22 protein-coding genes are annotated in these 24,194 nt (G+C 64.2%); 16 read left to right on the top strand and 6 right to left on the bottom strand.

What is annotated here, in order from left to right; all coding sequences use genetic code 11:
* Positions 1–172: 172 nt before the first annotated feature.
* Both FJ428_RS30015 and FJ428_RS30020 read left to right on the top strand, forming a co-directional pair.
* Positions 173–928, top strand: coding sequence for a 5'/3'-nucleotidase SurE (locus FJ428_RS30015; protein WP_140525805.1), 756 nt, complete (start codon positions 173–175; stop codon positions 926–928).
* A gap of 153 nt (positions 929–1,081) precedes the next feature.
* The gene (locus FJ428_RS30020; protein ID WP_348642864.1) at positions 1,082–2,233 is read left to right on the top strand and encodes a DUF930 domain-containing protein; all 1,152 of its coding nucleotides are present in this window, start codon (positions 1,082–1,084) and stop codon (positions 2,231–2,233) included.
* A 9-nt stretch (positions 2,234–2,242) separates the two neighbouring features.
* Here FJ428_RS30020 and FJ428_RS30025 read toward each other — a convergent pair whose 3' ends face one another.
* Positions 2,243–2,917, bottom strand: a complete 675-nt coding sequence (locus FJ428_RS30025) for an HAD family phosphatase (protein WP_140880781.1) — start codon at positions 2,915–2,917, stop codon at positions 2,243–2,245.
* An 82-nt stretch (positions 2,918–2,999) separates the two neighbouring features.
* Positions 3,000–3,641 carry a hypothetical protein gene (locus FJ428_RS30030; RefSeq protein ID WP_140517923.1) on the bottom strand — a complete coding sequence of 214 codons (642 nt, stop codon included), beginning with the start codon at positions 3,639–3,641 and terminating at the stop codon, positions 3,000–3,002.
* A 192-nt stretch (positions 3,642–3,833) separates the two neighbouring features.
* Here FJ428_RS30030 and FJ428_RS30035 point away from each other — a divergent pair, with 192 nt between their 5' ends.
* From FJ428_RS30035 to ptsP, 5 genes are all read left to right on the top strand, one after another.
* The gene (locus tag FJ428_RS30035; protein ID WP_140501610.1) at positions 3,834–4,271 is read left to right on the top strand and encodes a transcriptional regulator GutM; all 438 of its coding nucleotides are present in this window, start codon (positions 3,834–3,836) and stop codon (positions 4,269–4,271) included.
* 52 nt (positions 4,272–4,323) lie between these two features.
* The gene (locus FJ428_RS30040) at positions 4,324–5,091 is read left to right on the top strand and encodes a PTS glucitol/sorbitol transporter subunit IIC (RefSeq protein ID WP_140501608.1); all 768 of its coding nucleotides are present in this window, start codon (positions 4,324–4,326) and stop codon (positions 5,089–5,091) included.
* A gap of 16 nt (positions 5,092–5,107) precedes the next feature.
* Complete coding sequence (locus tag FJ428_RS30045; RefSeq protein WP_140666476.1) at positions 5,108–6,112, top strand: PTS glucitol/sorbitol transporter subunit IIB; 1,005 nt, start codon at positions 5,108–5,110, stop codon at positions 6,110–6,112.
* A gap of 144 nt (positions 6,113–6,256) precedes the next feature.
* Complete coding sequence (locus tag FJ428_RS30055) at positions 6,257–6,637, top strand: PTS glucitol/sorbitol transporter subunit IIA (protein ID WP_140501604.1); 381 nt, start codon at positions 6,257–6,259, stop codon at positions 6,635–6,637.
* Positions 6,638–6,689: 52 nt separating this feature from the next.
* Positions 6,690–8,660 (top strand): phosphoenolpyruvate--protein phosphotransferase, encoded by a 1,971-nt coding sequence (gene ptsP, locus FJ428_RS30060; protein WP_140880784.1) that lies wholly within the window; start codon positions 6,690–6,692, stop codon positions 8,658–8,660.
* A 19-nt stretch (positions 8,661–8,679) separates the two neighbouring features.
* Here the strand turns inward: ptsP and FJ428_RS30065 are convergent, their stop codons facing one another.
* The gene (locus FJ428_RS30065; protein WP_140501600.1) at positions 8,680–9,480 is read right to left on the bottom strand and encodes a hypothetical protein; all 801 of its coding nucleotides are present in this window, start codon (positions 9,478–9,480) and stop codon (positions 8,680–8,682) included.
* A 155-nt stretch (positions 9,481–9,635) separates the two neighbouring features.
* Between FJ428_RS30065 and FJ428_RS30070 the strand changes: the two genes are divergently transcribed.
* Positions 9,636–10,646 carry a sugar-binding transcriptional regulator gene (locus tag FJ428_RS30070; RefSeq protein WP_140554317.1) on the top strand — a complete coding sequence of 337 codons (1,011 nt, stop codon included), beginning with the start codon at positions 9,636–9,638 and terminating at the stop codon, positions 10,644–10,646.
* Here the strand turns inward: FJ428_RS30070 and FJ428_RS30075 are convergent.
* The 3 genes from FJ428_RS30075 to FJ428_RS30085 are packed head-to-tail and all read right to left on the bottom strand — an operon-like array spanning position 10,633 to position 13,827.
* A complete protein-coding gene (locus tag FJ428_RS30075; RefSeq protein WP_140517927.1) occupies positions 10,633–11,484 on the bottom strand; it encodes a TIGR01459 family HAD-type hydrolase in 852 nt (283 codons plus the stop codon). The two genes, FJ428_RS30070 and FJ428_RS30075, sit on opposite strands and share 14 nt — an antisense overlap.
* Positions 11,481–12,782: an FGGY-family carbohydrate kinase gene (locus tag FJ428_RS30080; RefSeq protein ID WP_140880786.1), complete on the bottom strand. Its 1,302-nt coding sequence runs from the start codon at positions 12,780–12,782 to the stop codon at positions 11,481–11,483. Before FJ428_RS30080 ends, FJ428_RS30075 begins: the two co-directional genes overlap by 4 nt.
* A gap of 1 nt (position 12,783) precedes the next feature.
* Complete coding sequence (locus FJ428_RS30085; protein WP_140880787.1) at positions 12,784–13,827, bottom strand: class II aldolase/adducin family protein; 1,044 nt, start codon at positions 13,825–13,827, stop codon at positions 12,784–12,786.
* Between the two features lie 187 nt (positions 13,828–14,014).
* Here FJ428_RS30085 and FJ428_RS30090 point away from each other — a divergent pair, with 187 nt between their 5' ends.
* The 8 genes from FJ428_RS30090 (at position 14,015) to FJ428_RS30125 (ending at position 23,890) form a co-directional block, all read left to right on the top strand.
* Positions 14,015–14,797, top strand: a complete 783-nt coding sequence (locus FJ428_RS30090; RefSeq protein ID WP_140517930.1) for a DeoR/GlpR family DNA-binding transcription regulator — start codon at positions 14,015–14,017, stop codon at positions 14,795–14,797.
* Positions 14,794–16,161 carry a carbohydrate kinase gene (locus FJ428_RS30095; protein ID WP_140880789.1) on the top strand — a complete coding sequence of 456 codons (1,368 nt, stop codon included), beginning with the start codon at positions 14,794–14,796 and terminating at the stop codon, positions 16,159–16,161. The genes FJ428_RS30090 and FJ428_RS30095 overlap by 4 nt, the downstream gene beginning before the upstream one ends.
* A complete protein-coding gene (locus FJ428_RS30100; protein WP_140880791.1) occupies positions 16,158–17,729 on the top strand; it encodes a sugar ABC transporter ATP-binding protein in 1,572 nt (523 codons plus the stop codon). The genes FJ428_RS30095 and FJ428_RS30100 overlap by 4 nt, the downstream gene beginning before the upstream one ends.
* On the top strand, positions 17,726–18,724 hold the full coding sequence (locus FJ428_RS30105) for a ribose ABC transporter permease (protein ID WP_140517933.1): 999 nt from the start codon (positions 17,726–17,728) through the stop codon (positions 18,722–18,724). The genes FJ428_RS30100 and FJ428_RS30105 overlap by 4 nt, the downstream gene beginning before the upstream one ends.
* Before the next feature lie 80 nt (positions 18,725–18,804).
* On the top strand, positions 18,805–19,743 hold the full coding sequence (locus FJ428_RS30110) for an ABC transporter substrate-binding protein (protein WP_140517934.1): 939 nt from the start codon (positions 18,805–18,807) through the stop codon (positions 19,741–19,743).
* A gap of 72 nt (positions 19,744–19,815) precedes the next feature.
* Complete coding sequence (locus tag FJ428_RS30115) at positions 19,816–20,709, top strand: sugar phosphate isomerase/epimerase (protein WP_140584663.1); 894 nt, start codon at positions 19,816–19,818, stop codon at positions 20,707–20,709.
* A gap of 312 nt (positions 20,710–21,021) precedes the next feature.
* A complete protein-coding gene (locus FJ428_RS30120) occupies positions 21,022–21,375 on the top strand; it encodes a cupin domain-containing protein (protein ID WP_140501578.1) in 354 nt (117 codons plus the stop codon).
* A 937-nt stretch (positions 21,376–22,312) separates the two neighbouring features.
* Positions 22,313–23,890, top strand: a complete 1,578-nt coding sequence (locus FJ428_RS30125; protein ID WP_181167443.1) for an alpha/beta hydrolase — start codon at positions 22,313–22,315, stop codon at positions 23,888–23,890.
* Positions 23,891–24,194 lie beyond the last annotated feature (304 nt).

Below are 24,194 nucleotides of genomic sequence, written 5' to 3' on the forward strand. Positions count from 1 at the left end.
CCCACCCGACCCTGTCGGGCAATGTCGGTATCTGGGAGAAGGCAGGGCGCCCGGAGACACTCGGTCATTCCTGCGCGAGCGAACTCCTCGACGACCTGAAAGCCCATATTCCATCGCTGCGCCCGCAATGCCGCACCGGCCAGAACATCACGGTGCGCCGAGGAAACGAGACATGAGACTCCTGATCTGCAACGATGACGGCATCGAGGCGCCGGGCCTTGCCCGGCTGGTCAAGGCGGCCGGCAGCCTGAGCGACGATTTGTGGGTGGTGGCACCCGACGGCAAGCGCACCGCCGCGGGCGCATCGCTGACGATCGCGCGGCCGTTGATCATGCGGCGCGTCAAGCCCGGCTGGTATTCGTGTTCCGGCACTCCGGCCGACTGCGTGGTGAGTGCGATGGCCTGGCTGTTCGCGGATGGCCAAAAGCCCGACCTGGTTCTGGCGGGCGTCAATGACGGGCGCAACGTCGCCGAGGACCTTGCCTATTCCGGGACGCTGGGCATTGCGCGCGAGGCGACATTCTGGGGTATTCCGGCGATCGGCTTTTCCCGGGTGAAGAATCCGGACTTCAGCGGTGTCGACGACGAGTGGCTCGGCGCGTTGATCGCCTCGCTCTGGCGGTCGCGTGAAGAGTGGGCGGCGGATGGCCATTGGCTCAGCATCAACCTGCCGGCTTCGCTGCCGGCCGGGATCCGGCAGCCGCGCATCGGCCGCGACAAGATCGGCCGCAAGGCTGAAATCCTGGAGAGCGACGGCGATCGCACCGTCATCACAGTCCCGCGCGGGCGCGCTCACGCAAGTGAGCCGGGCGACGAGAACGAGGCGATCGATGCCGGCTTCGTCAGCATCAACCGGCTGAACTGGTTTGGCGAAACGCCGCTGGACGGACAGTTTCTGGACGAGATCCAGCACCAGCGGCAAGGCTAGTCACTCGTCACAGAACAGGGTCGTTGCGAATATTCAGGACGGCACGGTCGCTCGACCAGCCGTGCCAACGCCTCGACGGGCGGCGCAGCGGCGCGGATCATCCAGATCACCGAGCTGTGCAGCGGTTAAATTGCATCAATCCAAAGCCTATGCTTGAAGCCGCCGCTATTTCATTCCACATCGGTCAGCATGAAGGACGAGGCACGAGAGCGGCGTCGGGATCTGTTGTGGGCGCTGCCCGCATCGCTGATCCTGCATGCGCTCCTCGCAGCGCTGGTGTTCTACAACCTGCCGAGGCCAGCCCAGGAGCCGCAGCAGGACCAGCCGGTAAATGTCGCGCTCGTGCCTCCGCCCGATCAGCCAAAACCGAAACCTGCTCCCGCACCGCCAAAGGAGCCCAAAGCCGAGAAGCCGCCGGAAACGAAGCCTGAAGAACCGCCCGAAAAGCAGTCGCGCAAGACGCCGCCGATCGAGACCTTGAGACCTGTCTTTCAGTTCGGCGACAAGGACGCCGGCCCCAGGAAATCCCTGGACGGAGCCAGCGCTCAAGACAGTTCGCCAGCGCCTGCCAAGGAGGAGACGTCCAAGCCGCCCGTGACGCCTGAGCCTGCGGAGACCAAGTCTGGCGCGCCGGCGGCCACCGAAAAGCCGGCAGAGTTGCCCGAGGCCGGCGAGAAGCCGGCAACCGCCGCGAAGGATGCCGAGTCCCTGAAGGATGCTGAGGAGGCGGAAACCCCCGACGCCGACAAGCAAACGGCCGCGGCACCGCCGTTGGCCGCCGATGACGGCGACACTGAGGTCGAGCTTCCCATATCGGCTGAAAAGCCGACGCCCAAACCCGCAAATGCGCCGAAGCCCGGCTCTTCAAAGGTCTCGAAGTCCCCCAAGGGGAGCGCGGGAGACCCAGCTTCCCCTGATGTCGCCAGTGCCGCGTCGCGTCGCTATTCCGGGCTTCCGGGCGTTCGCAAGCTCTATTCGCAAGACGCTACCGGCGATGCGCTGGCCACGACCTCGATGGGCGGCGTGCCGCGCGCCCAGCGTGGTGCCAAACTTTGCGCCAGCGCATTGCAGCAGCAATTGCTGGACGCCTCTTATTTCCCCGACTTGATCCCAAGCGTGCCGCTGAAGGCCGGCAATATTCTCAACGCCCCGGATGTCGCTTTCCGCGCAACGGGCACGTGGTACCATCTGGGCTTCCGCTGCGAGGTCGACAGCGATGTGACCAGGGTTTTGTCGTTCGGCCTACGTGTCGGATCTGTAATCCCGCCCGACGAATGGGTTCGGCTTGGACTACCCACTCGCTAGAACAAGCTCTTAGGCGGGGACACCGAGCCCGGACAATTGCCGGCTGATCTCTTGCCAGTCGGTGCAGACGAAATCGGCGCCGGCCGCCTTCAGTCGCGCGCCATGCTCGGGATAGGTGTGGCCGCCGCCGGTGTAGCCGATCGCCGTCATGCCGGCGGCAACCGCGCCCTGGATACCGAAGGGCGAATCCTCGATGACGATGCAGTCCGCCGGATTGGCGCCCCTCTTTGCCGCGGCGAACAGGAAAATGTCTGGCGCGGGCTTGCCGTTCTTAACCATCGAGGAGCTGTAAATTGCGTCGCCGAAGAACCGTGCCAGCGCCGTCACTGCCAGGCTGTGGTTTATGCGCTCGACGGAGGACGACGAGGCAACGCAGCGGTCGCCCTCAAGCGCCTCCAGAAACGCGGCGATTCCTAGTGTCGGCTTCAGTTCCTGCGAAAACAGGATCCTGGTCTCGGTCCAGATGTCGCCATCCGCCGCCGCCGGAAACTGATGGCCGGTCAATTCCCTGATTTTGACGATGATGTCGGACTGTTTCATGCCGATGCACTGAGCGATGATGCCGCCGTGCACGCCCGGCATGCCGTGCTTTTCATAGACGCGCTCATAGGCCCTCGCGGCCAGCGGTTCGCTGTCGACGAGAACGCCGTCGCAATCGAAAATGATAGGCCTTGATCGCGCCACGCGCTTCTCCCCGGAGTTTTGCACTTTGCTACCGGCAAAAAGTCAAATGTTCAATAGCGTGGTGGTCGGGCGCCAAAATCTGTCAAAGCTGGCGTAGCGCATCGCTGGCCCGGGCCGACCCAAGCGCCCTTTGCATGGCCTGCCGCGATTGCGCGCGATCCGGCGTGATCCAGTTCGGTTCGGCGCCAAGGAAGCGGTCGAGGAAAGCCACGGCATAGGCCGGCATCTCGGTCACGTTCTCGCGATAGGACCACCATGTGCGCAGGTCGTCGGCGCATTTGTCGATGCTGGGCGCTGAGCCGAATTCCTGCTCGTAGATCGCCGAAATCACCGAAACGCAATAATTGGTGTAGAGGAACCCCTCAGGCCAGAAGCGGACGATTTCCAGCGTGCCGGCATTCTGCTCGGTCTCGACGAGATGGCTGAGGCCGGAGACTTCCCTGGCCGGCGCCTGCCGTATCAGTTCGCGCAGCACGAGGCCGGCGGCAAAGACGATGAAGTCGGCGCGGTCGATCGCGGCGAAACGCTTCTGCGCCTCCATGATCTCGACCCAGTCGAGAAAAGCCCTTGTGAGCCTGGCTTCGTCGATTTCAAAACGCACGCCGAATGTGTCGGACACCACCTTGGCGCTGCCGCGAAACGTGGCGCGGAACCAGCGCAATTGCCGCAACCGATGGCGAAGGTCGGGCATAAGGGCCAGTTCATCCCTGAAGGGCAGTTCCATTTCACATATCCCGTTTGACGACAGGCTAGCACAACCGTGCCGTCGCCGAAATCGGCCGACGGCCCTGTGGATGACCGTGACCGAGGTCAATATCATACATATTGACATTCTCGGAAACAAATGTTCTCACTTTGCTGTTGTCGCGCATCCGTCCAAGATGCGGTTCAATGAAGGCTTCGGGAGGAGAACCGAATGGCGATTTGGCAGTGGGGACTGCTTCTTCTGGTTATCGTGTGGGCGCTGCAGTCGCTCGGCGTCTGGCTGCAGATGCGGCACTATTCGGATGTCTTCCGGGGCGTCACCGACCAGTACAAGGATGGCTTCGTCGGGGCCGGCAATTTTCGCGGCCGGCTGGCCAAGGGCACCATCGCGCTCGTCGTGGTGACGCCGGACCTGATCGTGCGCCGCATGATGGTCATGAGCGGGCGCTCGGTGTTCACCAAATTCAAACGACATCAACAATTCGAGGGTGTTCCCCTCGATCAACTCCGGTCCAACCCTGCGATCATGGGGGAGGGGGAACCCGGTGTGGCCGAGGCCGTGAAACGGGCGATCGAACAGATCGACAAAGCACGGTCGGAGCCGGGGAAGAAGCCGGGCTTGTCCGGCTTGAACGTAGCAAGGGCCTAGAGGACGCCGCGCACCGGCCGGGATCAACCGGCGGGCGGCATAAGGAGGAGAAATGTCTGTATTTTCGTTATTGGCGCAGCATGCCGACATGGCCGTGCATAACCTGCATGTTGCAGGCACCATGGTCTCGGATGCTGCCTGGCACGGCAGGCTCGGCGTCGAGCATGCCACCGATCATCTCGTGGTGTTGGCGCAGGCGCAGACCGACAGCGCGCCTGTCACCGCCGATCAGCTGAAGGAACAGCTGAAAAATGTGCAGCAGGAAGAGCAACTCGGCTGGCTGACCGCAATCGGCAAATACTTCATCGGCATCTTCCAGAAAGGCGGCGAAGTGTTCGCCGGCTTCGTCACCGGCATCATCCCGACACTGGTGGTGCTGATGACCGCCTTCTACGCCGTCACCGAACTGGTCGGCGAGGAGCGCGTCCACGGCCTGGCACGCGGCGCCGGCAGGATCGCGCTGACCCGCTATACGCTGCTGCCTCTGCTGGCGGTGTTCTTCCTCACCAACCCGATGGCTTACACCTTCGGATCGTTCCTGGAAGAAAAGCACAAGCCCGCCTTCTATGACGCGGCTGTCTCCTATGTGCATCCGCCGCTCGGCCTGTTCCCGCATATCAACCCCGGCGAATACTTCGTCTGGGGCGGCATGCTGGTGGCGTTGCTCGACCTCGAGAAGCGGGGTGTCGTCGCCGGAGGTTATCACGTCAAGGTGGCAATCTGGTACGCCATCGTCGGCCTCGTCGTCATCCTGCTCAAGGGCATGCTGACCGAGCGCATCACCGCCATCATGGCACGCCGCCAGGGCATCGAGCTGTAAGGGCGGGGAGGACATCATGGCCAAGACATACAAAGCCGTAAGGATCTCCCGGGGCTCCACGGGCTGGGGCGGCCCGCTCGTCATCGAGCCGACCGGACAGCGCGACAAGATCGTCTCCGTCACCGGAGGCGGCATCCATCCCGTGGCACAGCTCATCGCCGACATGACCGGCGCTACGGCCGTCGACGGCTTCAAGGCGCCGCCGATCGAAAGCGAGATGGCGGTCGTCGTCGTCGACTGCGGCGGCACCGCACGCTGCGGCGTCTATCCGCGCAAGCGCATCCCGACCGTCAACCTGACGCCGGTCGGCCAGGCTGGGCCGCTCGCCCAGTTCATCACCGAGGACATCTACGTTTCGGGCGTGAAGCCGGCCAATGTCACAATGGCGGACGGATCCGAGGCGGTCACCACTGCGGGGGGAGCAGCATCGATGAGTCCAGGCAACAACACCGCGGCCGCGGCACCACAGCCGCTACCGAGCGAAGGCGGGCTGATCGGCCTGATTAGCTCGATCGGCCGCGTCATGGGCCGCGTGGTCGGCATCTTCTTCAATGCCGGCCGCCGTACGATCGACCAGGTGGTGCGCAACGTGCTGCCGTTCATGGCCTTCGTGACCATGCTCATCGGTCTGATCCTGTACACCGGCATCGGCGACGTGCTTGCCCAGCCGATGGGACCGCTCGCCAACAACATCGTCGGCCTGCTGATCATCTCGGCCATCTGCGGCCTGCCGTTCCTGTCCCCCATCCTGGGACCGGGCGCGGTCATCGCGCAGGTCATCGGCGTCGCCATCATCGGTCCGCAGATCGCCAACGGCACGATTTCGCCGGCGATGGCGCTGCCGGCGCTGTTTGCCTACAACACCCAGGTGGGCTGCGACTTTGTCCCGGTCGGCCTGGCGCTCGGTGAAGCCAAGCCCAAGACGATCGAAATCGGCGTCCCGGCGGTTCTCATCAGCCGCCAGATCATGGGCCCGGTCTCGGTGCTGATCGCCTGGGTCGTCAGCCTGATCGTGTTCTAAGCAAATTCCGGGAAAGCCTGAAACGGCTTTCCCGGAAAAAGCGCGTAGCGCTTTCCCTTGGGAATTGCGCCAAAGCACGGAGATAGAGGGGTTCACGGGCGTCCGTGACCCCCTCGAGGAAAGTAAGGAAATGAGGTTCGCCATATGACGGTTCTGCTGAGAACACGGGTCACTTCCATCGGGCCTGAAGTGGCGGACCTTGCCGAAGGGGGCGTGCTCATCCTGTTCGCGGATGGCTCGCCGCCGGAGCTCGCCGAGGTTTCCGTGCTCCACAAGACGGAACTCGGGCCCAGCGAAGGCGCGCCGCAGAAGGGCGCGTCGATCACCCTTGGACCTGTTTCCGCGACAATCACGGCGGTCGGCTCCAGCGCCTGGAGCAAGGTGCTCGAGATGGGGCATGTCGTCATCTCGTTCAATGGCGCCACCGAGGCCGAGCGGCCGGGCGAGATCTGCGCTTCGCAGGTCGACACCCAAGCGCTCGTGGCCGCCCTGAAGACAGACGCGATCATCACCATCGCCGCCTGAAGCATTCGCGCCGCGACCCATGTCGGCGCGGCGCCACAACAGAGTATTTGCCATGGAACGCTCGACCATCGTCAGAGTGCATGAAGGTTTGCACGTCCGTCCCGCCACGCGCTTCGTCAAGCTTGCCAAGGGTTTCGAATCCGATGTCGAGCTGGTCAAGGACGGCAAGGCGGTCAGCGCCAAGAGCTCGGTCAAGCTGATGCTGCTGGCGGTGAAGGAAAACCAGGAAGTCACCGTGCGGGCGAATGGCGCGGACGCCATCGAGGCGATCGAGGCGCTGATCGGCTATCTCGAGAATCCGAAGGCAGGTCTCGACGATGACGATCCGCAACCGGCCGCCAATGCGGGCGAGGACATTGTGCCGGCGTCCGAACCCGTACCGGCTGCTTCAGGCGTGGCCGGTTTGCGCGGCGTCGCGGCGAGCGAGGGCGTCGCCATCGGGCCTGCCTTCGCGCATTTTCCGCCTGACATCGCTGGACAGGGCCGCATGCTGCAGGCGGAGGAGATCGCCGGCGAGATCGACAGGTTCCGCGCCGCCGTCGCCGCCGTTCAGGCGCGCATGGACAAGGCGCTGGCGCAGGACACCCTGTCCGCCGGAGATCGCGGCATCATCGCGGCGCTGCGGGACATCGCCGCCGACGACAGCCTGACCGGCGAGGCCGAGAAGGCGATCAAAAGCGGCAATGACGCTGTCTCAGCCGTCATCACCGCCGCCTCCACCATAGCCGCCGATTTCAGCGCGGTCGATGATCACTATCTCAACGCGCGCGCCGACGACTGCCATGCGGTCGGACGACAGATCTGTCTGGCGTTGCTCGGCCAGGATGACGCCAGCCTCGAAAATATCCCCGAAGGCGCCATCCTGATCGCCGACGATATCGGCGCCTGGGACCTGGCGCGGGCGCCGCTGAAGCGCATCGGCGGGGTGGTATGCGGCCATGGCGGGGCCACCTCGCATATTGCCATCATCGCCCGTTCGCACGGCATTCCGGCAGTGCTGGGCCTTGGCGACCAGATCAATGCCCTGCGCAGCGCGCGCGAAGTGGCCGTGGACGGCAATGGCGGGCAGGTAATCGTCGACCCCGATGCGGCGACCCGCGCGGACTTCGCCGCCCGCGTCGAGGCGGCGGTCAAGGAGCGCGCCGGACTGGCCGTCTTCAAGACCGTGACGCCAAAACTCGCGGACGGCAGGATCATCGAGGTCGCCGCCAATATCGGCTCGCTGGAGGAAATCGCGGCAGCGCAGGAAGCCGGCGCCATGGGCGTCGGCCTGTTCCGCACCGAGCTTCTGTTCATGCGCCATATGCATCTGCCCTCCGAGGACATGCAGGCCGAGACCTATGCGGCGCTGGCCAGGGCATTCGCGCCCTATCCCGTCATCGTGCGCACGCTCGACATAGGCGGCGACAAGCCGATCGCCGGCATCGAATTTCCCGACGAGGAAAATCCCTTCCTCGGCTGGCGCGGCATCCGCATGTGCCTCGACCGGCCCGACATCTTCAAGCGCCAGCTACGGGCGCTGCTCAGGGCAGCCGTGCACGGCAACATCAAGGTGATGTTGCCGATGGTCTCCGACATATCGGAGGTGCGGCAGACGCGGGTCCTGGTTGCCGAATGCGCGGCGGAACTGAAGGCGCAAGGCGTGCCGCATGCGGCGTTCGATCTCGGCGTGATGATCGAAACGCCGGCCGCCGTTCTGATCGCGCCGGCGCTGGCGAAAGAAGTGTCGTTCTTCTCGATCGGCACCAACGACCTGACCCAGTACATCATGGCCGCCGACCGGCTCAACCCGACCGTGGCCAAGCTCAATGATGTCGCCAACCCGGCCGTCATGTCGGCGATCGAGTTGACCGCAAAGGCCGGCGTGGCCGCCGGCATCATGGTGGGCATGTGCGGCGAGGCGGCCGGCCGCCCGGATCTCATCCCGGCCTTTCTCGAGATGGGGCTGACCGAGCTCTCGATGAGCCCGGCCTCGATCCAGCGCGCCAAGAAGACCATCACGTCCATGGCGGCCGGGCGATAGTCCCGACCGGAACCGGCAGCTAGGGCAGATGGGCAAGCAAGGTGGCGAAGACAGGTGTCAATTCATCGACCGGGCTCGCCTTGGCACAGGCCTTGACGATGCGGTCGTGACGGATGCCGGCCGCCAGAACAGCGGTCTCCAGCATGTCGGGCTCCGGCGCACCGTCGCTGGCCGTTGTGGCCAGGCCGCAGGCCAGGACGACAGGGGCCAGGCAAGCTATGTCCAGCGCCCGGTCGCCGATTGCATCCGGTTCGGCTTCGGCAAAGCGGACAGGCCGGTGGTTGAGGCACTCGACCAGCAGCCCCGCACAGGCAGCGGCGACGGCCGGCAGCGCGGCGGGGCCGGGTCTGGCGGGTATCGCGGCCAGCAGACCGGCGTGGCGTTTTCGCATGGCGGCGTGGACGGCGGCGAAATCCGCCTCGTGGATCCGGGCATTGTCGATCTTCAGGGCGGCGAGCACGGTCCTGGTCAGATAGTACATGTCGCGCCGGAAGACGCGCTCGGCGCTCGACCGGCGTTCCTCGTTGCCGGCCGGGAAATAGATGCCAAGGCCTTTCACGGTCGTTCCGTCGATCTTCGTCGGGCGGTCATGCGGGACAAAGGATTCGGCGATCGACAAGGCTTCGTCGACGGCACTGGCGGCATGGCCGAGCAGGCCTTCGATGCCTTTGCCCGGGAACGGCGGCAAATGGCTGGTTGCTTCCCGCACGAGATTGGCCTCGCTGTCGCTGTCGTGGCGGCTCTGGCGAATGATGTCGCGGACGTCGCGCAGCCGGTCCTTCAAATTGACGCGGACATCCCTGGAGATTTGTCGGAGCATCGCGAATCGCCTCGAAAACGTCTACCGGCCTCGGCCGCCGAGAGCCGGCCGCTGACCCTACATTGTTCCTATCGATTGGTAGCTCAATAGGCGATATTAAACCAGCGTGGAGAATCGGCGAGTGACTCCTACATCGCCGAGCGGGGAGAAGACAGTTGGGCAGGCGACGGCAGGGCGATAGCGAAAACGGCGGGGCCGAGGCGCCCGAACAGGTCGTCAACGAGAGCCGCACGGACCGCCTCAGGATCCGCGCCGCCTGGATGTATTTCGTCGAGCAGATGACGCAGAACGAGATCGCCGACGTGCTCGGCGTCGGCCGCGTCACCATCGTTCGCATGCTGGCGGAGGCGCGCTCGCGCAACGAGGTGAAAATCACCATCGAAAGCGAGTTGTCAGAGATCGTGCGGCTGGAGCGCGCGCTGGAGCGCACGTTCGGCCTGAAGCAGGCGCTGGTGGCGCCGCTGACCGCGCCCAATGCCGATCCGATCCCCGCGATCAGTGCGAAGACCGGGATTTTCCTGTCCGACACGATGAAATCCGGCATGCGCGTCGGCGTCGGCTGGGGTCAGACGCTGTTCTCGAGTCTGCCCTTCATCAGCGCCAAATCGCTCACCGACTTCAAGGTCATTTCGCTGCTAGGCGGTGTGGGCGTCGTGCGCCGCTACAACCCGGCCGAGTTCGCCTGGCGCTTCGCCCAAATCTTCCAGGGCGACGGCTATCTGATCCCGACGCCGGCCGTCGTCGACAGCGTCGAGACCAAGATCGCGCTGGTCGAGCGTTGCGGCCTGCAGGAGGTTTTTGAGATGGCCAACGTGCTCGATGCCGTTCTGCTGAGCGTCGGCGGCATCGCTTCGGCCACTACCTTCTCTCGCGGCGGCTTTCTTAAGGAGGCGGACCGCGAGGCCTTGGTTGCGCGTGGCGCCGTTGGCGACCTTCTGTTCCATTTCTTCGACCGCAATGGCGATCTCGTCGACCACCCCGTCAACAGCCATGTGATGTCGGTGGAGGTCGATCGGCTGCGCAAGGCGCCGATCCGCATTCTCACGTCCGGCGGCGAAGAGAAGACAGCGGCGCTGCTCGGCGCCATGAACCTGATCGCGCCGACCATCCTGATCACCGACGAAGAGAGCGCAAGGCGCATGCTCGAGGCGGTCAACGGAAGCTGAAGGACCCCGTGACGTAGTCCGGCCAGGCCTGCTCCTCGTCGAAAACAGCGACAAGATCCGAAGTGTCCGCCAATATCCCGCTCAGGACCAGCGCCGTGGCGATGCCGGAGCCGTTTCCGCCCGCTATGTCATGCTCGACACTGTCGCCGACGCAGACCACGCTGGCGCGGTCGGGCTCGCCGGCCAGCGCCAGTGCGGCATCGAAGATCGCCGGGCCGGGCTTGCCGATGCGGGTGACGCTGCCGCCCAGGCTCTCGTAGAGATCGGCGATCTCGCCGGCGCCGAAGCGAGGCCCGACCGCCGTCAGCATGATCTTGTCGGGATTGGTGCAGAAGCATGGCACCTTTCGCGCCGCCGCCGGCGCCAGCAGGCGGCGATAATGGTCCAGGTCGTAGCGGTCGCCTTCGCTGGCCGCGATCAGTACCAGGTTGGCGGTATCGCCGGCTCCGGTCAACACAAAAGGCAGGCCCTCGATCGCTGTGCGGTCATTATCGCGGCTGATCAACAGGCAGTTCGTGCCGGGCCGCAACGCTCCGGTCGCCGCCATTTCGTGGAAGGATCGCCACGCCACCTCGCCGGAGGAAACGAAATGATCCCAGCTTCCGGCCTCGAAGCCGAGCCTCAGCAAACGGTCTTCGTTGGGCTTGGCGCGCCTGCCGGAGTTGGAGACCAGCACCACGGTCTTTCCGGCGCGCTTCAGTGCCGCCAAGGCCGCCACCGCGCCGGGATAGGGGGCCGAGCCGTCATGCAGCACGCCGAACTGGTCGACCAGGAAGACCTGGTAGCGCTCCGCCAGCGCTCCGATGCCGTCGAGGCGTTCAGCCAGTTTCCCGCTCATAGCAGCCCCGCCTCGTTCGCACCCTTCAACGCCAGCCGCGCCGTTCCGGCAGCGGCCTCGTCCGACAAAGCCGGCAAGAACGCAACGCCGAGCTTACGCTGCCGGATCGCGCTCCACGCCGGATTTGCCGCGCCGCCGCCGACGCTGCGCACCGAAGTCAGCGCCGGCGCGCCGAGCTCGCCAAGCCGGCGATAGCCGAGCGCTTCGATCGCGGCCATGCCTTCGAACATCGCCTTGAGATAGTCGGCATCATCCACCGGGCGCGGGACGAGGCGCGGGGGGAGCGCCGGATCGGCGATCGGGAACCGTTCGCCCGATGTGGCGAGCGGATAATAGTCGAGGCCGGTCTCGGTCGCCGGGTCGATCATGGCACTGAGCTCGATGATGCGCGCGAGCGGAAAATGCTGCGCCAGCACCTTGCCGCCGGAATTCGAGGCCCCGCCGGCCAGCCAGGCATTGCCCAGCCGATGGCTGTAGATGCCGTATCGCGGCGCCGAGATCGGCCGGTCGGACAGGATCTTGATGGTAAGCGACGATCCAAGCGCCGTGACCCCGTCGCCGGCCCCCGCCGCACCCGTCGCCAGGAAAGAGGCGCAGCCATCGGTCGTGCCGGCAACGACGGTCACGTCGCGGGCCAAGCCAAACAGATCCGCCATGGCCGCGGTGAGCGTGCCGGTCACGTCGCCTGGCTCGACGACGTCAGGCAGCAAATCCATGCGCATTCCGGTCGCCGCGATCCAGTCCGGCCAACGGCGGGCCTCGACATCGTAGCCGGTTTTCAAGGCGTTGTTCTCGTCGCTGACGTCGAAGCGGCCCGAGAACTGTCCGGCGATCCAGTCCGCCTGATGCAGCACCGCCGCCACGCCCGGCAGATGCTGGAAGTGAAGCGCCTTGGCGAGGCCTGAGGTCGCGCCGTGCGCGGCGCTGCCCGCCGGCGCCTCGCGCGCGATCGCGGCCAGTATATCGTCGCCGGCGACCTTGTCATTGTACATCAGCGGTTCGGCGAGCGGCCGTCCGGCACCGTCGACCGGCAGCAACGTGCCCGAGGTGCCATCCACGGCGATGGCGCGGACTGCGGTTCGGTCGATGCCCGCAATCAACTCCGCCAGCGCTGCCCGGACCGCTTGCCACCAGGCCGCCGGACTGCGTGGATCCTGGCCAAATGCGTCGAGGCGGACGGCGGCTTGGCCGGCAATTGAAAAGTCCGGACGCATGGCTACGGCGCGGGCGCCCGAGGTGCCGATATCGACGCCGATGACTAGACGATCCGAGAGAGGCGAGCCGGCGACGGGCGACATGTCAGCCACCGCAGGCGTTCAGTTTCTGGCGGTACTGCTCGGCGTCCCAGTTGACGAGTTCGTCGTTCTCCGCCTCGGTCAGGTAATTCAACGTCGCCGTGACATCGACCCGCGCCGTCACGTCGGCAAGGCAACGCTGCATGGCGTCGGCGCCGGCGCTGGCATTGGCGCGCATCAGGACGCCGAGCCCCGGGAACAGGATCGACAGGGGCTGGGCGCCGCGACGCCTGACGACAGCGGCGACGTCCTCGCCGGGCGCAGCCACCACCGAACCCTTGCCGAGGAAGATGACATGGTCGGGATAGAGGCTGCCGCCCGATGCCATGCGGCGGCTGTCGGGATCGATGGCGACCGCGTGCGCCTCGGTGTCGACGGGCAAGCGGTAGCCGGAATTTGCGGCAAGCGCGGTCAGTGCCGCGATGTCGGGCGCGGCCGCGTCGCGCGGCGCCCTTGCCAGAAGCCCGGTCACGCGGCGCAACAGCGCCTCGGCCCCGGTGACGGTCTCGGCCGCGACGACGAGGCCGTGATTGCCCAGAATCAGGACATCGACGCCCGGCCGCAGCCTTTCGGAGATGCCCTGGGCCAGCGGCAGGCCCGGCCGGCGGTAGGGAACATAGGCCCATTGGATGCCTGCGAGCCGGCGCGCGGCCAGGACCTCGCAATCGGCCTGCACCGCAAGCGAAATGGTGTCGACGCAGTGGACATGCAGGACCACGCGCTGCGGCATCAAGGCATGCACCGTGGTCTCGATCGAGGGACGCAGCCCGCGCGGGTTGAGCGCGCCGATGGCGAAGGCCTGAGGCTGGTCGGCGGCGGGATCGCGTCGTTCAACCGCCTCGAGCAATGGCGCCATCGCCACCGGCACCATGATGTCATCGGCGAGCGCGTCTTTCAGCCAGGTCCCGGAAGCCTTGATCCACAGCGTGTCTGCGGCTTTCAGCGAGGTGTTGCCGCCGGCGGCCTGGGTCAGATGCGGATCCTGTCCGATGGCGGCCGAAAGCGCCCGCAGCGCCGCCAATTCCTGCGCATCCGCCTTGGTCGCCATCACGCATCTCCTCCAACAATCCGCCAACCGTCGAATGCGGTGGTCGGGCATTCGACGGGTTGATATCGCAGATAAGAGTGAGTTCCGTCAACCGTGATCGAATACCGTCAGTTGCGGCTTGCAATCGAGCTAATGTTGAGTAAGTTACACCAACTGCCGTCGCAGAACGGCGTTTTGGAGGAAACAGTTGAGCGACTCCGGCCGCCAGCGTCAGATCGTCGAACTCTTGCGTGATCGCCCCTTCGCCTCGGTGCGGGAGCTGCAGGAGCGGCTCGGCGTTTCGGCCGCGACGGTGCGGCGCGACATCGACCGGATCGACGAGGCGGGCGAGGCGCGCAAGGTCTATGGCGGTGTTTCGGCGCTCGACGGCACGTCGCAGGCCGGCGTCGCCTATGCCCGGCCCTATGACGAGAATCGCGACCTCGCGGTCGAGGCCAAGCGGCAGATCGCCAACCTAGCCGCGACCATGGTGCGCGACGGCGACGCGGTCATCGTGCATGGCGGCTCGACCTGTTTCCATCTCGGGGTCAAGCTCGCCGAGCGCAGCATCCGGCTCTACACCAACTCGATGCCGCTGGCGGCGTATCTGAGCGATCATGGCCATTGCAGCCTGACGGTTGCCGGCGGCGACCTGCACCGCGAGCCGGGCATCATTCACTCGCTCACCCATCCGGCACCTTTCTACGCTTCGAAGTTCTTTCTCGGCGCGCAAGGCATCGGCCAGGAAGGCTTGCTGGAATCGCACCCGCTGCTGGTGCGCTCGATCGTCGAGCTTAGCCAGTGCGCCGACCAGATCGTCGTGCTGGCCGACAGCCGCAAGCTTTCGATCCAGGCCCGTAACGTCGCGCTGCCCCTGTCGCGCATCGGCACGCTGGTCACCGACGACGGTCTTTCCGATGCCGACGCGCGCATGCTGGAGGATGCCGGCGTCATGGTGCGGATTGCTTCGACCATGGGAGCCATCGCATGAAGGTCGCGGTGCTCGACTTCGGCAAGACCAATTCGAAGCTGTTCGTCTTCGGCCAGGACGGACGCATTCTCGACGAGCGCCGGACCCAGCCGAAATGGGCGCGCCAAGGCGGCTTCAGCGTGCTCGATGAGGCCGACCTCCACGATTGGGCGCTGGGCGCCGTCACCGCTGCGATCGAAAACCATGGCGTGGAAGGGGTGATGGTGTCGGGCCATGGCTGCACCTTCGCCCTCGTCGACGACGCGGCGCTGACGCATCCGATCCTCGACTATGAGCAGGAGCCGCCGGCCGAGATCGCCGCGCGGATCGATCGCCGCATTCCGGACTACGCCGAGACGTTCTCGCCGCGGCTGCCGCTCGGTTTCAACTACGGCCGCCACATGCTGTGGCTGCAGGAGGCCGCATCCGACGCTTTCGCGACGGCGAAATGGATCCTCGGTTATCCGCAATATTGGAGCTGGCGCCTTGGCGGCAGGCCGGTTTGCGAAGTGTCCTATCTCGGCTGCCATTCGCTTCTGTGGGCGCCGCGTCGTCACGATTTTTCCTCACTGGTCGACGCCGAGGGGTGGCGCCACCAGATGCCGGCCTTCGCGCGTGCCGGTACTGTCATCGGCGAACAGGACTTCGGCAGCGCGTCGCAGCCGCTCGCCATCCACAACGGCGTCCACGACTCGAATGCCGCGCTCCATGCCTATCGGCGGCAGGGGCTGGGCTCGGTGACAGTGGTTTCGACCGGCACCTGGGTCATCGTGCTCAATCCCGACTGTCCGCTCGAGGCGCTCGACCGCGATCGCGACATGCTGGTCAATGTCGATGTGGACGGCGGCCCGGTGCCGACCATCCGCTTCATGGGCGGGCGCGAATTCGCCGCCATCAGCGACGGCTGGCAAGGCCCGGTCGAAGGCGCGGCGGTGCAGCGGGCGATCGATGCCGGCATGATGGCATTGCCGAGCTTCGCGCCGGGTGGGCCGATGCCCGGCCGTTCGGGCCGGCTGGTCGGACGCACGCCTGATGCCGGCGAGCGTGCGGCCGTGGCACTGCTCTATGTCGCGCTGATGCTCGACCTCTGCCTCGGCCTCATCCATTCCAGCAACACCGTGATCGTCGACGGCGGGCTCAACACTGGCGGCCTGCTCGCCAGCCTGCTGGCGCAGCTGCGGCCGGAGCAGGCCTTCATGCAGGGCGCTTCGCTGCAAGGCAGCGCCACGGGCGCTGCGGCCCTGGCTTTCGAGAGCGTCGGGCGTGAATTCGCCGCCGAGCCGCCGGAGCCGGTGAAAGCAGCGCGCTTCACCAGCCTCGCCGGCTACCGCGACGGCTGGCGCGATCTGGTCGCCGGGACCGCCGGCAAGGTCGCAGCCCGATGAGCGCGCAGGCCAAAACGGAGACAGCCGGCATGGGGGCGGAACGCCACCCGGTGCTGGAAATGCGCCATATTTCGAAGACGTTCGGCGCGATCCGCGCCCTGCAGGATGTTTCGCTTACCGTCCAGGCCGGCGAGCTGCACGCGCTGATGGGCGAGAACGGCGCCGGCAAGTCGACGCTGATGAAGGTGCTGTCGGGCGCCTATCGTCCCGATCCCGGGGGCGAGATCCTGATCGATGGCATGCCCGCCGCGACCGGCGATCCGATCAAGGCGCGCGCCAGCGGCGTCGCGGTGATCTACCAGGAACTGTCGCTGGCGCCCAATCTGACCGTGGCGCAGAACATTTTCCTCGGCAACGAACCGCGCCGTTTCGGCATCGTCGACCGCGACCAGTGCAACCGGCGCGCGACCGAGATCATTGGCCGGCTCGGCGTTTCCTTTTCGGCGCGTGCCCTGGTTTCCGGCCTGTCACTGGGCGAGCGCCAGCTGGTCGAGATCGCGCGTGCGCTGTCGACCAATGCGCGCATCATCGTCATGGACGAGCCGACGACGTCGCTGACCTCGCGCGAGACCGAGCGGCTGTTCGAGGTGATCGCGACGCTGAAGGCGCAAGGCATCGCCATCATCTACATCAGCCATCGCATGGAAGAGGTCTACCAGCTCGCCGACCGCGTCAGCGTGCTGCGCGACAGCGGCTATGTCGGCACGCTGGAGCGCGCCGACCTCAGCGCCTCGCGCCTCGTTTCGATGATGGTCGGCCGCGATCTCTCGGCGTTCTACAAGAAGGATCACCGCGCGCCGGGCGAAAAGCGTGCCGTGGCGCTGTCGGTGCGCGGCATGTCCGACGGCAGGCTGCTGAAGGACTGCTCCTTCGACCTCTATCACGGCGAGGTGCTGGCGCTGGCGGGCCTGGTCGGCTCGGGTCGCACCGAACTTGCCAGGCTCATCTTCGGCGCCGACCGGCGCAGCGCCGGCACGCTGGAGCTCGACGGCAAGCCGATCGCCATCGGCTCGCCGCGCGAGGCGCTCGATGCCGGCATCGCCTATCTCACCGAGGACCGCAAGGAACTCGGCCTGTTCCTCGACATGTCTATTTCCGACAACATCAACATGGGCGTGCTGGCCAGGGATGCGCGCGCCGGCGGCTTGCGGGACTTCGCCGCCGCCGACAGGCGCGCTGCGAAAGCCGTCGCCGATCTCTCGATCCGCACCCGCTCGGCGCAGGCCAATGCCGGTTCGCTGTCGGGCGGCAACCAGCAGAAGGTGCTGCTGGCTCGCCTGCTGGAGACCGAGCCGAAGGTCGTCATCCTCGACGAGCCGACGCGCGGCGTCGATGTCGGCGCCAAATCGGAAATCTACCGGCTGATCGACGATCTCGCCAACCGGGGCATCGCCATACTGATGATCTCCAGCGAATTGCCAGAGGTGATCGGCGTCGCCGATCGGGTGTTGGTGATGCGCGACGGCGCCATAGCGGGCGAGGTGACGGCGTCCCGGGGCGAGGCGCTTCGCCAGGAAGCGATCATGGAACTTGCGACGGGAGCGGCCCAGGAAGGACCGAAGGGATGACCGACAGAACGACCGCGACGACAAGTGTGGATCAGGCGGCGGTCAGGAGCCGGCGGCTGCGCACGGCTCTCGCCGCGCTCGGCATGCTGCCGGTGCTGGTGTTGCTGGCGGCCGGCTTCCAGTTCATCAATCCGCGTTTTCTCACCGGCACCAACCTGTTGATCGTCACGCAGCAATCGTCGATCAACATCGTGCTCGCCGCCGGCATGACCTTTGTCATCCTCACCGGCGGCATCGACCTGTCGGTCGGCTCGATCCTTGCCGCTTCCGCAATGGTGGCGGTGCTGGTGTCGCTGGTGCCGGACTGGGGCCTGCTCGGCGTACCGGCGGCCATTCTGGTCGGTCTCGGCTTCGGGGTCATCAACGGGCTGCTCATCGCCTATATCAGGCTGCCGCCCTTCATCGTCACGCTGGGATCGCTGACCGCCGTGCGCGGCGTCGCCCGCCTGCTCGGCGAAGACACGACCGTGTTCAACTCCGACCTGCCGTTCGACTTCATCGGCAACGGCTCGCTGTTCGGCGTTCCCTGGCTGGTCATCATCGCGCTGACGGTGGTGGTGGTGTCGTGGCTGGTGCTGAAACGCACCGTGCTCGGCACCTGGATCTATGCCGTGGGCGGCAATGCCGAGGCGGCGCGGCTGACCGGCATCAAGGTGCCGCTGGTGCTGCTCTTCGTCTATGGCGTGTCCGGCCTGCTGGCAGGTCTCGGCGGCGCCATGTCGGCGGCCAGGCTCTATGCCGCCAACGGCCTGCAGCTCGGCCAGTCCTACGAACTCGACGCCATCGCCGCGGTCATCCTGGGCGGCACAAGCTTCGTCGGCGGCGTCGGCTCGATCTGGGGCACGCTGATCGGCGGGCTGATCATCGCCGTGCTGTCCAACGGGCTCATCCTGGCCGGCGTCTCGGACATCTGGCAGTACATCATCAAGGGATTGGTCATCATCGTGGCGGTCGCCCTCGACCGCTACAGGCTCCAGGCAGGGGCAAGAACGTGAGTGACCTTGTCGCCGGCATCAAAGACCGGCTTGTGTAACGCACCGTGAGAGGCGCGGGGCATCAGGAGGAAGTAAGCGTAATGAAGACCATCGCCAAACTGCTCTGCGGCGCCGCGTTCGCGGCCGTCGCCATTGCGCCGGCATCGGCCAAGGACCTGAACAAGGTCGGCATCTCGGTCGGCCTGCTCGGCAACCCCTTCTTCGTCGCCACCATCAAGGGCATCGAGGACGCGGCCAAGAAGATCAATCCGAACGTCGAGGTGACGTCGGTGTCGGCCGACTATGACTTGAACAAGCAGGTCTCGCAGGTCGATTCCTTCATCGCCGCCGGCGTCGACGTCATCATGCTCAACGCCGTCGATGCCAAGGCGATCGCGCCCGCGGTGAAGAAGGCGCAGGCGGCGGGCATCGTGGTCGCGGCCTTCGACGTCTCCGCGCCAGGCGCCGACGTCACCGTGATGACCAACAATGTCAAGGCCGGCGAGGAGGCCTGCCAATATCTGGTCGACCAAACTGGCGGCAAGGGCAACTACGTCATCCTCAACGGTCCGGCGTCCTCGTCGATCCTGGAGCGCGTGAAGGGCTGCAAGAACGTGCTTGCCCAGCATCCTGACATCAAGATCCTGTCCGACGACCAGAACGCCGAAGGCTCGCGCGACGGCGGCCTGAAGGTGTTCCAGTCGCTGCTGACCCGTTTCGACAAGATCGACGCGGTGTTCGCCATCAACGATCCGACGGCGATCGGCGCCGAGCTCGCCGCCAAGCAGCTCAACCGCTCGGAGTTCATCTTCACCGCCGTCGACGGCGCGCCGGACATCGAGAAGGAACTGGCATCCGGCAAGTCCATGATCAAGGCTTCTGCCTCGCAGGATCCCTACGTGATGGCCGGCCAGTCGCTGACGATGGCCGCCGACGTGCTTGCCGGCAAGAAGCCGGCGGAGCCGGTGGTGCTGCTCGATCCGAAGCTGATCACCGCCGAGAATCTGAAGGACTACAAGGGCTGGACCGCGGCCCGCTGATCAGTCCAAGGCGGACGCGGCCGGGCTGACCTGCCGCGTCCTCCTCATTTCGTCGCAAAACCGGAGACGATCATGTCGCGCATCGGAATCCACTCTTTCGTCTGGTCGGCGAGCTCGACGCAGGCCGAGCTCGAACGCACGCTGGCCAACACCAAGGAGGCCGGCTTCGACCTGATCGAATTCTCCTATCTCGACCCCGCCAATGTCGATATTGGCGGGCTCGCCAAGCGCATCGCCGATCTCGACCTCGGCGTGGCGATCAGCATCGGCCTGCCGGTCGACGGCGACATTTCGAGCGCCGACAAGGCGGTCGCCGCGCGCGGCGTCGGGATCCTCAACGACACCATCGCCCTGACGCGCGACCTCGGCGGCCAGAAGGTAGCCGGTATCCTCTCGACCAGCCACGGATTGCAGACCGAGGCGCCGACGCGAGACCAGTGGAACCGCAGCGCCGGGACGCTGGCCAAGGTCGCCGAAACCGCGAAGGCGGCAGGCGTCACGCTCAACCTCGAGATCGTCAACCGCTTTGAGAGCAATCTGCTCAACACCGCCGCGCAAGGGCTGGCCTTCATCGAGGACACCGGCTCCGACAACATCTTTCTCCACCTCGACACCTTCCACATGAACATCGAGGAGGCCGATGTCGGGCTGGCCATCCGCCATGCCGCCGGCAAGATCGGCTATGTCCATATCGGCGAGAGCCATCGCGGCTTCCTCGGCACCGGCAATATCGACTTCGCCGCGATATTCGATGCGCTGACGGCGATCGGCTATGCCGACGATCTCAGCTTCGAATCCTTCTCCTCGGAGATCGTCGACGAGAACCTGTCGAAGAAGACCGCCATCTGGCGTAATCTGTGGACGGACAACATGGCGCTGGCCAAGCACGCGCGCGCCTTCATCGGGCTGGGAATGGAAACGGCAAGGCGCAAGGCGGAACTCGTCGCGGCGCGCCACAAGCCCTGAGGATTTCAGACTGAGGAGCAGCAGGAATTGCCAAATCGCCCACCCCAGGCGCGGACGCGCCTGGTTCCTGGTGCAAGGCCGCGAACTCAGCTTCATTGACTGTGAAGGCAGTTAATGCTACAAATTGCCTATGGTGCTGAGTCGCGCCAGGGACCCGCCGAGCAGGCGGGTTTTTTCGTTCAGAGCTCCGTCAAACAGTGCGAAGGCGCCGGTGAACCCGGATTGGTTGCCCTGGTCCCCCTGGCGGCATTGCCCACGCCACGCGTAACGGCTATCCGACGGTGCGACAGCGAAGCAAAACGGAGCCCCGGCATGACGAACAAGACGATCCTGAAATTCGGCACCGTCGAACACGCGGAAGCCGGCGACCTGCCTGGCTGGATCGCGGTCGAGGGCCGGCCGACGATGCAAACCGCCGTCCAGCACACGACCGCGGACGGCAAGGTGATCTCAGGAACCTGGCGGGCGTCGCCCGGTACGTATCACGCCACCTACACCGACTATGAGTTCGTGCACATGATCGCGGGCCGCATCATCATCACGCCCGACGGCGGCACGCCGGTCGAAGTCGGCCCCGGCGACGCCTTCGTGGTGGAAGCCGATTTCAAGGGAACCTGGAAGATCATCGAGCCGGTGACGAAGCATTTCGTGGTCAGGGTGGGCTGAGGCAGGCTGTCAGACAGACAAGCCAGCCGCTCGCTGGCCTTTGATACCTTTCGTCAATCCCGGCCATCCTCGCATGTCCACGCAACTGGCGGGGCCGTGACTGGCGCCCGGTTGGAGCGAACGGGACCAGAATGCCGGCAGGGCGAACGGTGTCCGCCTTGCTCATCGTGCCATCGCGTGAGACCCCACGGCGAGCAACCCCGCTGTTGGAGCACGCGGAACAACAGGATCCGTGGTCATTTCATTGTTTAGTGAGGAAGGCCTTGCAAGCCGGCGTGACTTCGCTGAGGTGCTGTTTAAGGCAGCCTTGCGCCTTAACTTCGTTGTCCATGTGGCACACCCGCTTGGCGTCCGCTCTACAGGGTGTCTTGTAGGCATCTTTCGCTAAAGCGGCGTCGGTGAGAAAAAGCGATATACAAGCCAAAAGCGCCAGTTGGAGTGACTTTCGATTCCGCATGGTTGTGTTCCCATCGTGAGTGCAGAAGCGCGGTCTTTATATGCGTTAATGCTAAAGAATGGGAATCCACCATAAGGAGGAGGGTGCGAGCACCCGCGCAAAATCGGATGAGCAATGTAGCGCAAAACACGGCTTACATAAGCGCAGTGCTGACCAACTGTCTCGCGCACGGCTCAATCAAAAGCGCTAATATAATCTCCGGTTTGTCGAGCTTGTTTCCAATTTTGTGTTGGAGTAACCCAATATCGCTTGGGAACACGAAATGGAGAGAGTCGTTAGGCTGCGTGCGGGGTAGGTTTTTTCCTGCCATTTTTCTGAAACACGGAATTGTTCCTTGGCAATGTCGGGGGGAAGACTCTCCGTCTTGAATAAAATAACGAAGCCGTGATTACGGGCGTTTTATTCCTGATTTGTCGATGACGCGAAGAATATTCGATCCGTAATCGAGCAGTTTTCATATACTTATAAATGAGGGGCGAGATGTCTACCGTGTTTAGACGCGCGTACATCAAACCAGGTTGGTGTTTTCTTCTCGTGGTCACGTCGGTTGCGTTCCTCATTTGCCTGGGGGGTGGGGAGCTCACTGCGGGTGAGTTCAAGAAAACCAGCTGTTGGTTCGAAATTCCCCGGGATCGGGCAATGACGTGTGGGACCGTGAATGTTCCAGAAAATCGAAAGAAGACGGGCGGTACCGAGGTCGTCCTGTCCGTGGTCGTATTCGAACCGGACCGCGAACGGCACGAACCGGTGGTGTTTCTCACAGGAGGACCGGGGCAGCCTACCGACATTGCCAATAGCGACGACATCGATGGATGGTGGGAATTCATCGGCGCCCAGAGTTGGATGATCGGACGCCGAGTAATCGTCGCTGATCAGCGGGGTATCGGAAAGTCCGCTCCCGCCTTGGACTGTTCTCAATATTTCAAGCCCGATCATTGGAACGCCATTCTCTCGAGCGTTGAGGTCGAAGCCACCTTTAGCAAGCTCAAAAAAGATGAAGTTCTTGCATGCAGGACGGCGTTGATCGCAAAGGGCATTGATCTTGATGCCTACAACACTGAGGAGAATGCGGAGGATATTGATGACCTTCGGAAGGCTCTCGGGATAGAAAAGTGGGTTCTCTATGGCGTCTCGTATGGCACCAGGCTTGCACTCGAAGTGATGAACCAGCACCCCGAAGGGGTCTCGGCTAGTATACTGGATTCAGTTGTTCCTCTGGACATCAATTACCTGAACGAAGATGGGCCGAATCTCGACCGATCGTTAAAATTGCTAGAGCGAGACTGTGAGGCGGCGAACAGATGCATGAATGGGATATCCAATGCTGTTCAGCTTATTGCAAGACAGCTGGATCGACAGCCGTTGCTCTTGCGCAGCACAGATAAAGAGGCGCGCTACACATATGTCTCCGGGGCAGATTTCCTCGAGCTTATATTCGGCATTTTATACGATCGCGATGCGCTCCTGACCCTGCCGGAGCTGATCGAGAGGACATACAAACAGGATTTCAGACCCCTGGCGGAGATACTTTTCGATGCTGACGACCTGGAGATCTCCCAAGGTATGGACTTCTCTGTAAGTTGTTCCGACAGCGATCTCCCCGATCTGAATGGCAAGCAGGACAAATACTGGTCGAAATGGGTTGAGCTGAACGACTACTCCTGGGCATGCCCTCTTTGGATGCTTGAGAACGGGCCAGCATCGCAGGTGCAGCCGCGCCGCACTGACATACCCACTCTTCTGTTGTCGGGAGAATATGATCCAGCAACGCCGACAGCATGGGCGGACCACGCGGCGAAGACCCTTCCTTTCGGCCAGGTGGTGGTCTTTCGGGGGATCGGACACGATGTCATAGATTCCGATCCGTGCGGGTCGAAAGTAGTTGCTGATTTCCTTGCAAACCCCAAGCTCAAGTTGAAGACTGAATGTATCGGTGAGATGGGAGCCCCGCAATTTCCAAGCCCGCCAAAGGAACTGTGGTCGGGAGCGGAGGCACTACACTCTATATCAGCAAATCGCTCAAGGCAGGATAGGTTGAGATTTCGATTTGGGCACTGAAATTCCTCTTAGCCAAAATTGTAAAATCTGATATTTTTCTGTCGACGAAGTTAAGCTAAAGCGGAACTCGCAAATCAATTAAACACTACGGTAGCATCGCTTAAGGACCCCTCTCGTCTTGCGGGTGGAAGTCGCGTGCGTGTCGCATTTCGATTATCAAATTCCGAAGTTTCACAGAAATTGTAGGAGGATCGAACAGTGTTTACGTCTCGTCGTGTATTGCTTTCGGCCTTGGGTGCAAGCATCGCATACGCCGCCTTTGGTGGCATCGCGCGCGCGAAGGGCGGTGGCGGGGGAGGAGGAG

This window comes from Mesorhizobium sp. B2-8-1 (assembly GCF_006440955.1).
In the GTDB taxonomy this organism is placed as follows: domain Bacteria; phylum Pseudomonadota; class Alphaproteobacteria; order Rhizobiales; family Rhizobiaceae; genus Mesorhizobium.

Coding starts and splice junctions, on each gene's coding strand:
- FJ428_RS30015 (WP_140525805.1), top strand. CDS start 173: ATGAGACTCCTGATCTGCAACGATGACGGCATCGAGGCGCCGGGCCTT.
- FJ428_RS30030 (WP_140517923.1), bottom strand. CDS start 3,641: ATGGAACTGCCCTTCAGGGATGAACTGGCCCTTATGCCCGACCTTCGC.
- FJ428_RS30035 (WP_140501610.1), top strand. CDS start 3,834: ATGGCGATTTGGCAGTGGGGACTGCTTCTTCTGGTTATCGTGTGGGCG.
- FJ428_RS30040 (WP_140501608.1), top strand. CDS start 4,324: ATGTCTGTATTTTCGTTATTGGCGCAGCATGCCGACATGGCCGTGCAT.
- FJ428_RS30045 (WP_140666476.1), top strand. CDS start 5,108: ATGGCCAAGACATACAAAGCCGTAAGGATCTCCCGGGGCTCCACGGGC.
- FJ428_RS30055 (WP_140501604.1), top strand. CDS start 6,257: ATGACGGTTCTGCTGAGAACACGGGTCACTTCCATCGGGCCTGAAGTG.
- ptsP (WP_140880784.1), top strand. CDS start 6,690: ATGGAACGCTCGACCATCGTCAGAGTGCATGAAGGTTTGCACGTCCGT.
- FJ428_RS30065 (WP_140501600.1), bottom strand. CDS start 9,480: ATGCTCCGACAAATCTCCAGGGATGTCCGCGTCAATTTGAAGGACCGG.
- FJ428_RS30075 (WP_140517927.1), bottom strand. CDS start 11,484: ATGAGCGGGAAACTGGCTGAACGCCTCGACGGCATCGGAGCGCTGGCG.
- FJ428_RS30080 (WP_140880786.1), bottom strand. CDS start 12,782: ATGTCGCCCGTCGCCGGCTCGCCTCTCTCGGATCGTCTAGTCATCGGC.
- FJ428_RS30085 (WP_140880787.1), bottom strand. CDS start 13,827: ATGGCGACCAAGGCGGATGCGCAGGAATTGGCGGCGCTGCGGGCGCTT.
- FJ428_RS30095 (WP_140880789.1), top strand. CDS start 14,794: ATGAAGGTCGCGGTGCTCGACTTCGGCAAGACCAATTCGAAGCTGTTC.
- FJ428_RS30100 (WP_140880791.1), top strand. CDS start 16,158: ATGAGCGCGCAGGCCAAAACGGAGACAGCCGGCATGGGGGCGGAACGC.
- FJ428_RS30105 (WP_140517933.1), top strand. CDS start 17,726: ATGACCGACAGAACGACCGCGACGACAAGTGTGGATCAGGCGGCGGTC.
- FJ428_RS30110 (WP_140517934.1), top strand. CDS start 18,805: ATGAAGACCATCGCCAAACTGCTCTGCGGCGCCGCGTTCGCGGCCGTC.
- FJ428_RS30115 (WP_140584663.1), top strand. CDS start 19,816: ATGTCGCGCATCGGAATCCACTCTTTCGTCTGGTCGGCGAGCTCGACG.
- FJ428_RS30120 (WP_140501578.1), top strand. CDS start 21,022: ATGACGAACAAGACGATCCTGAAATTCGGCACCGTCGAACACGCGGAA.
- FJ428_RS30125 (WP_181167443.1), top strand. CDS start 22,313: ATGTCTACCGTGTTTAGACGCGCGTACATCAAACCAGGTTGGTGTTTT.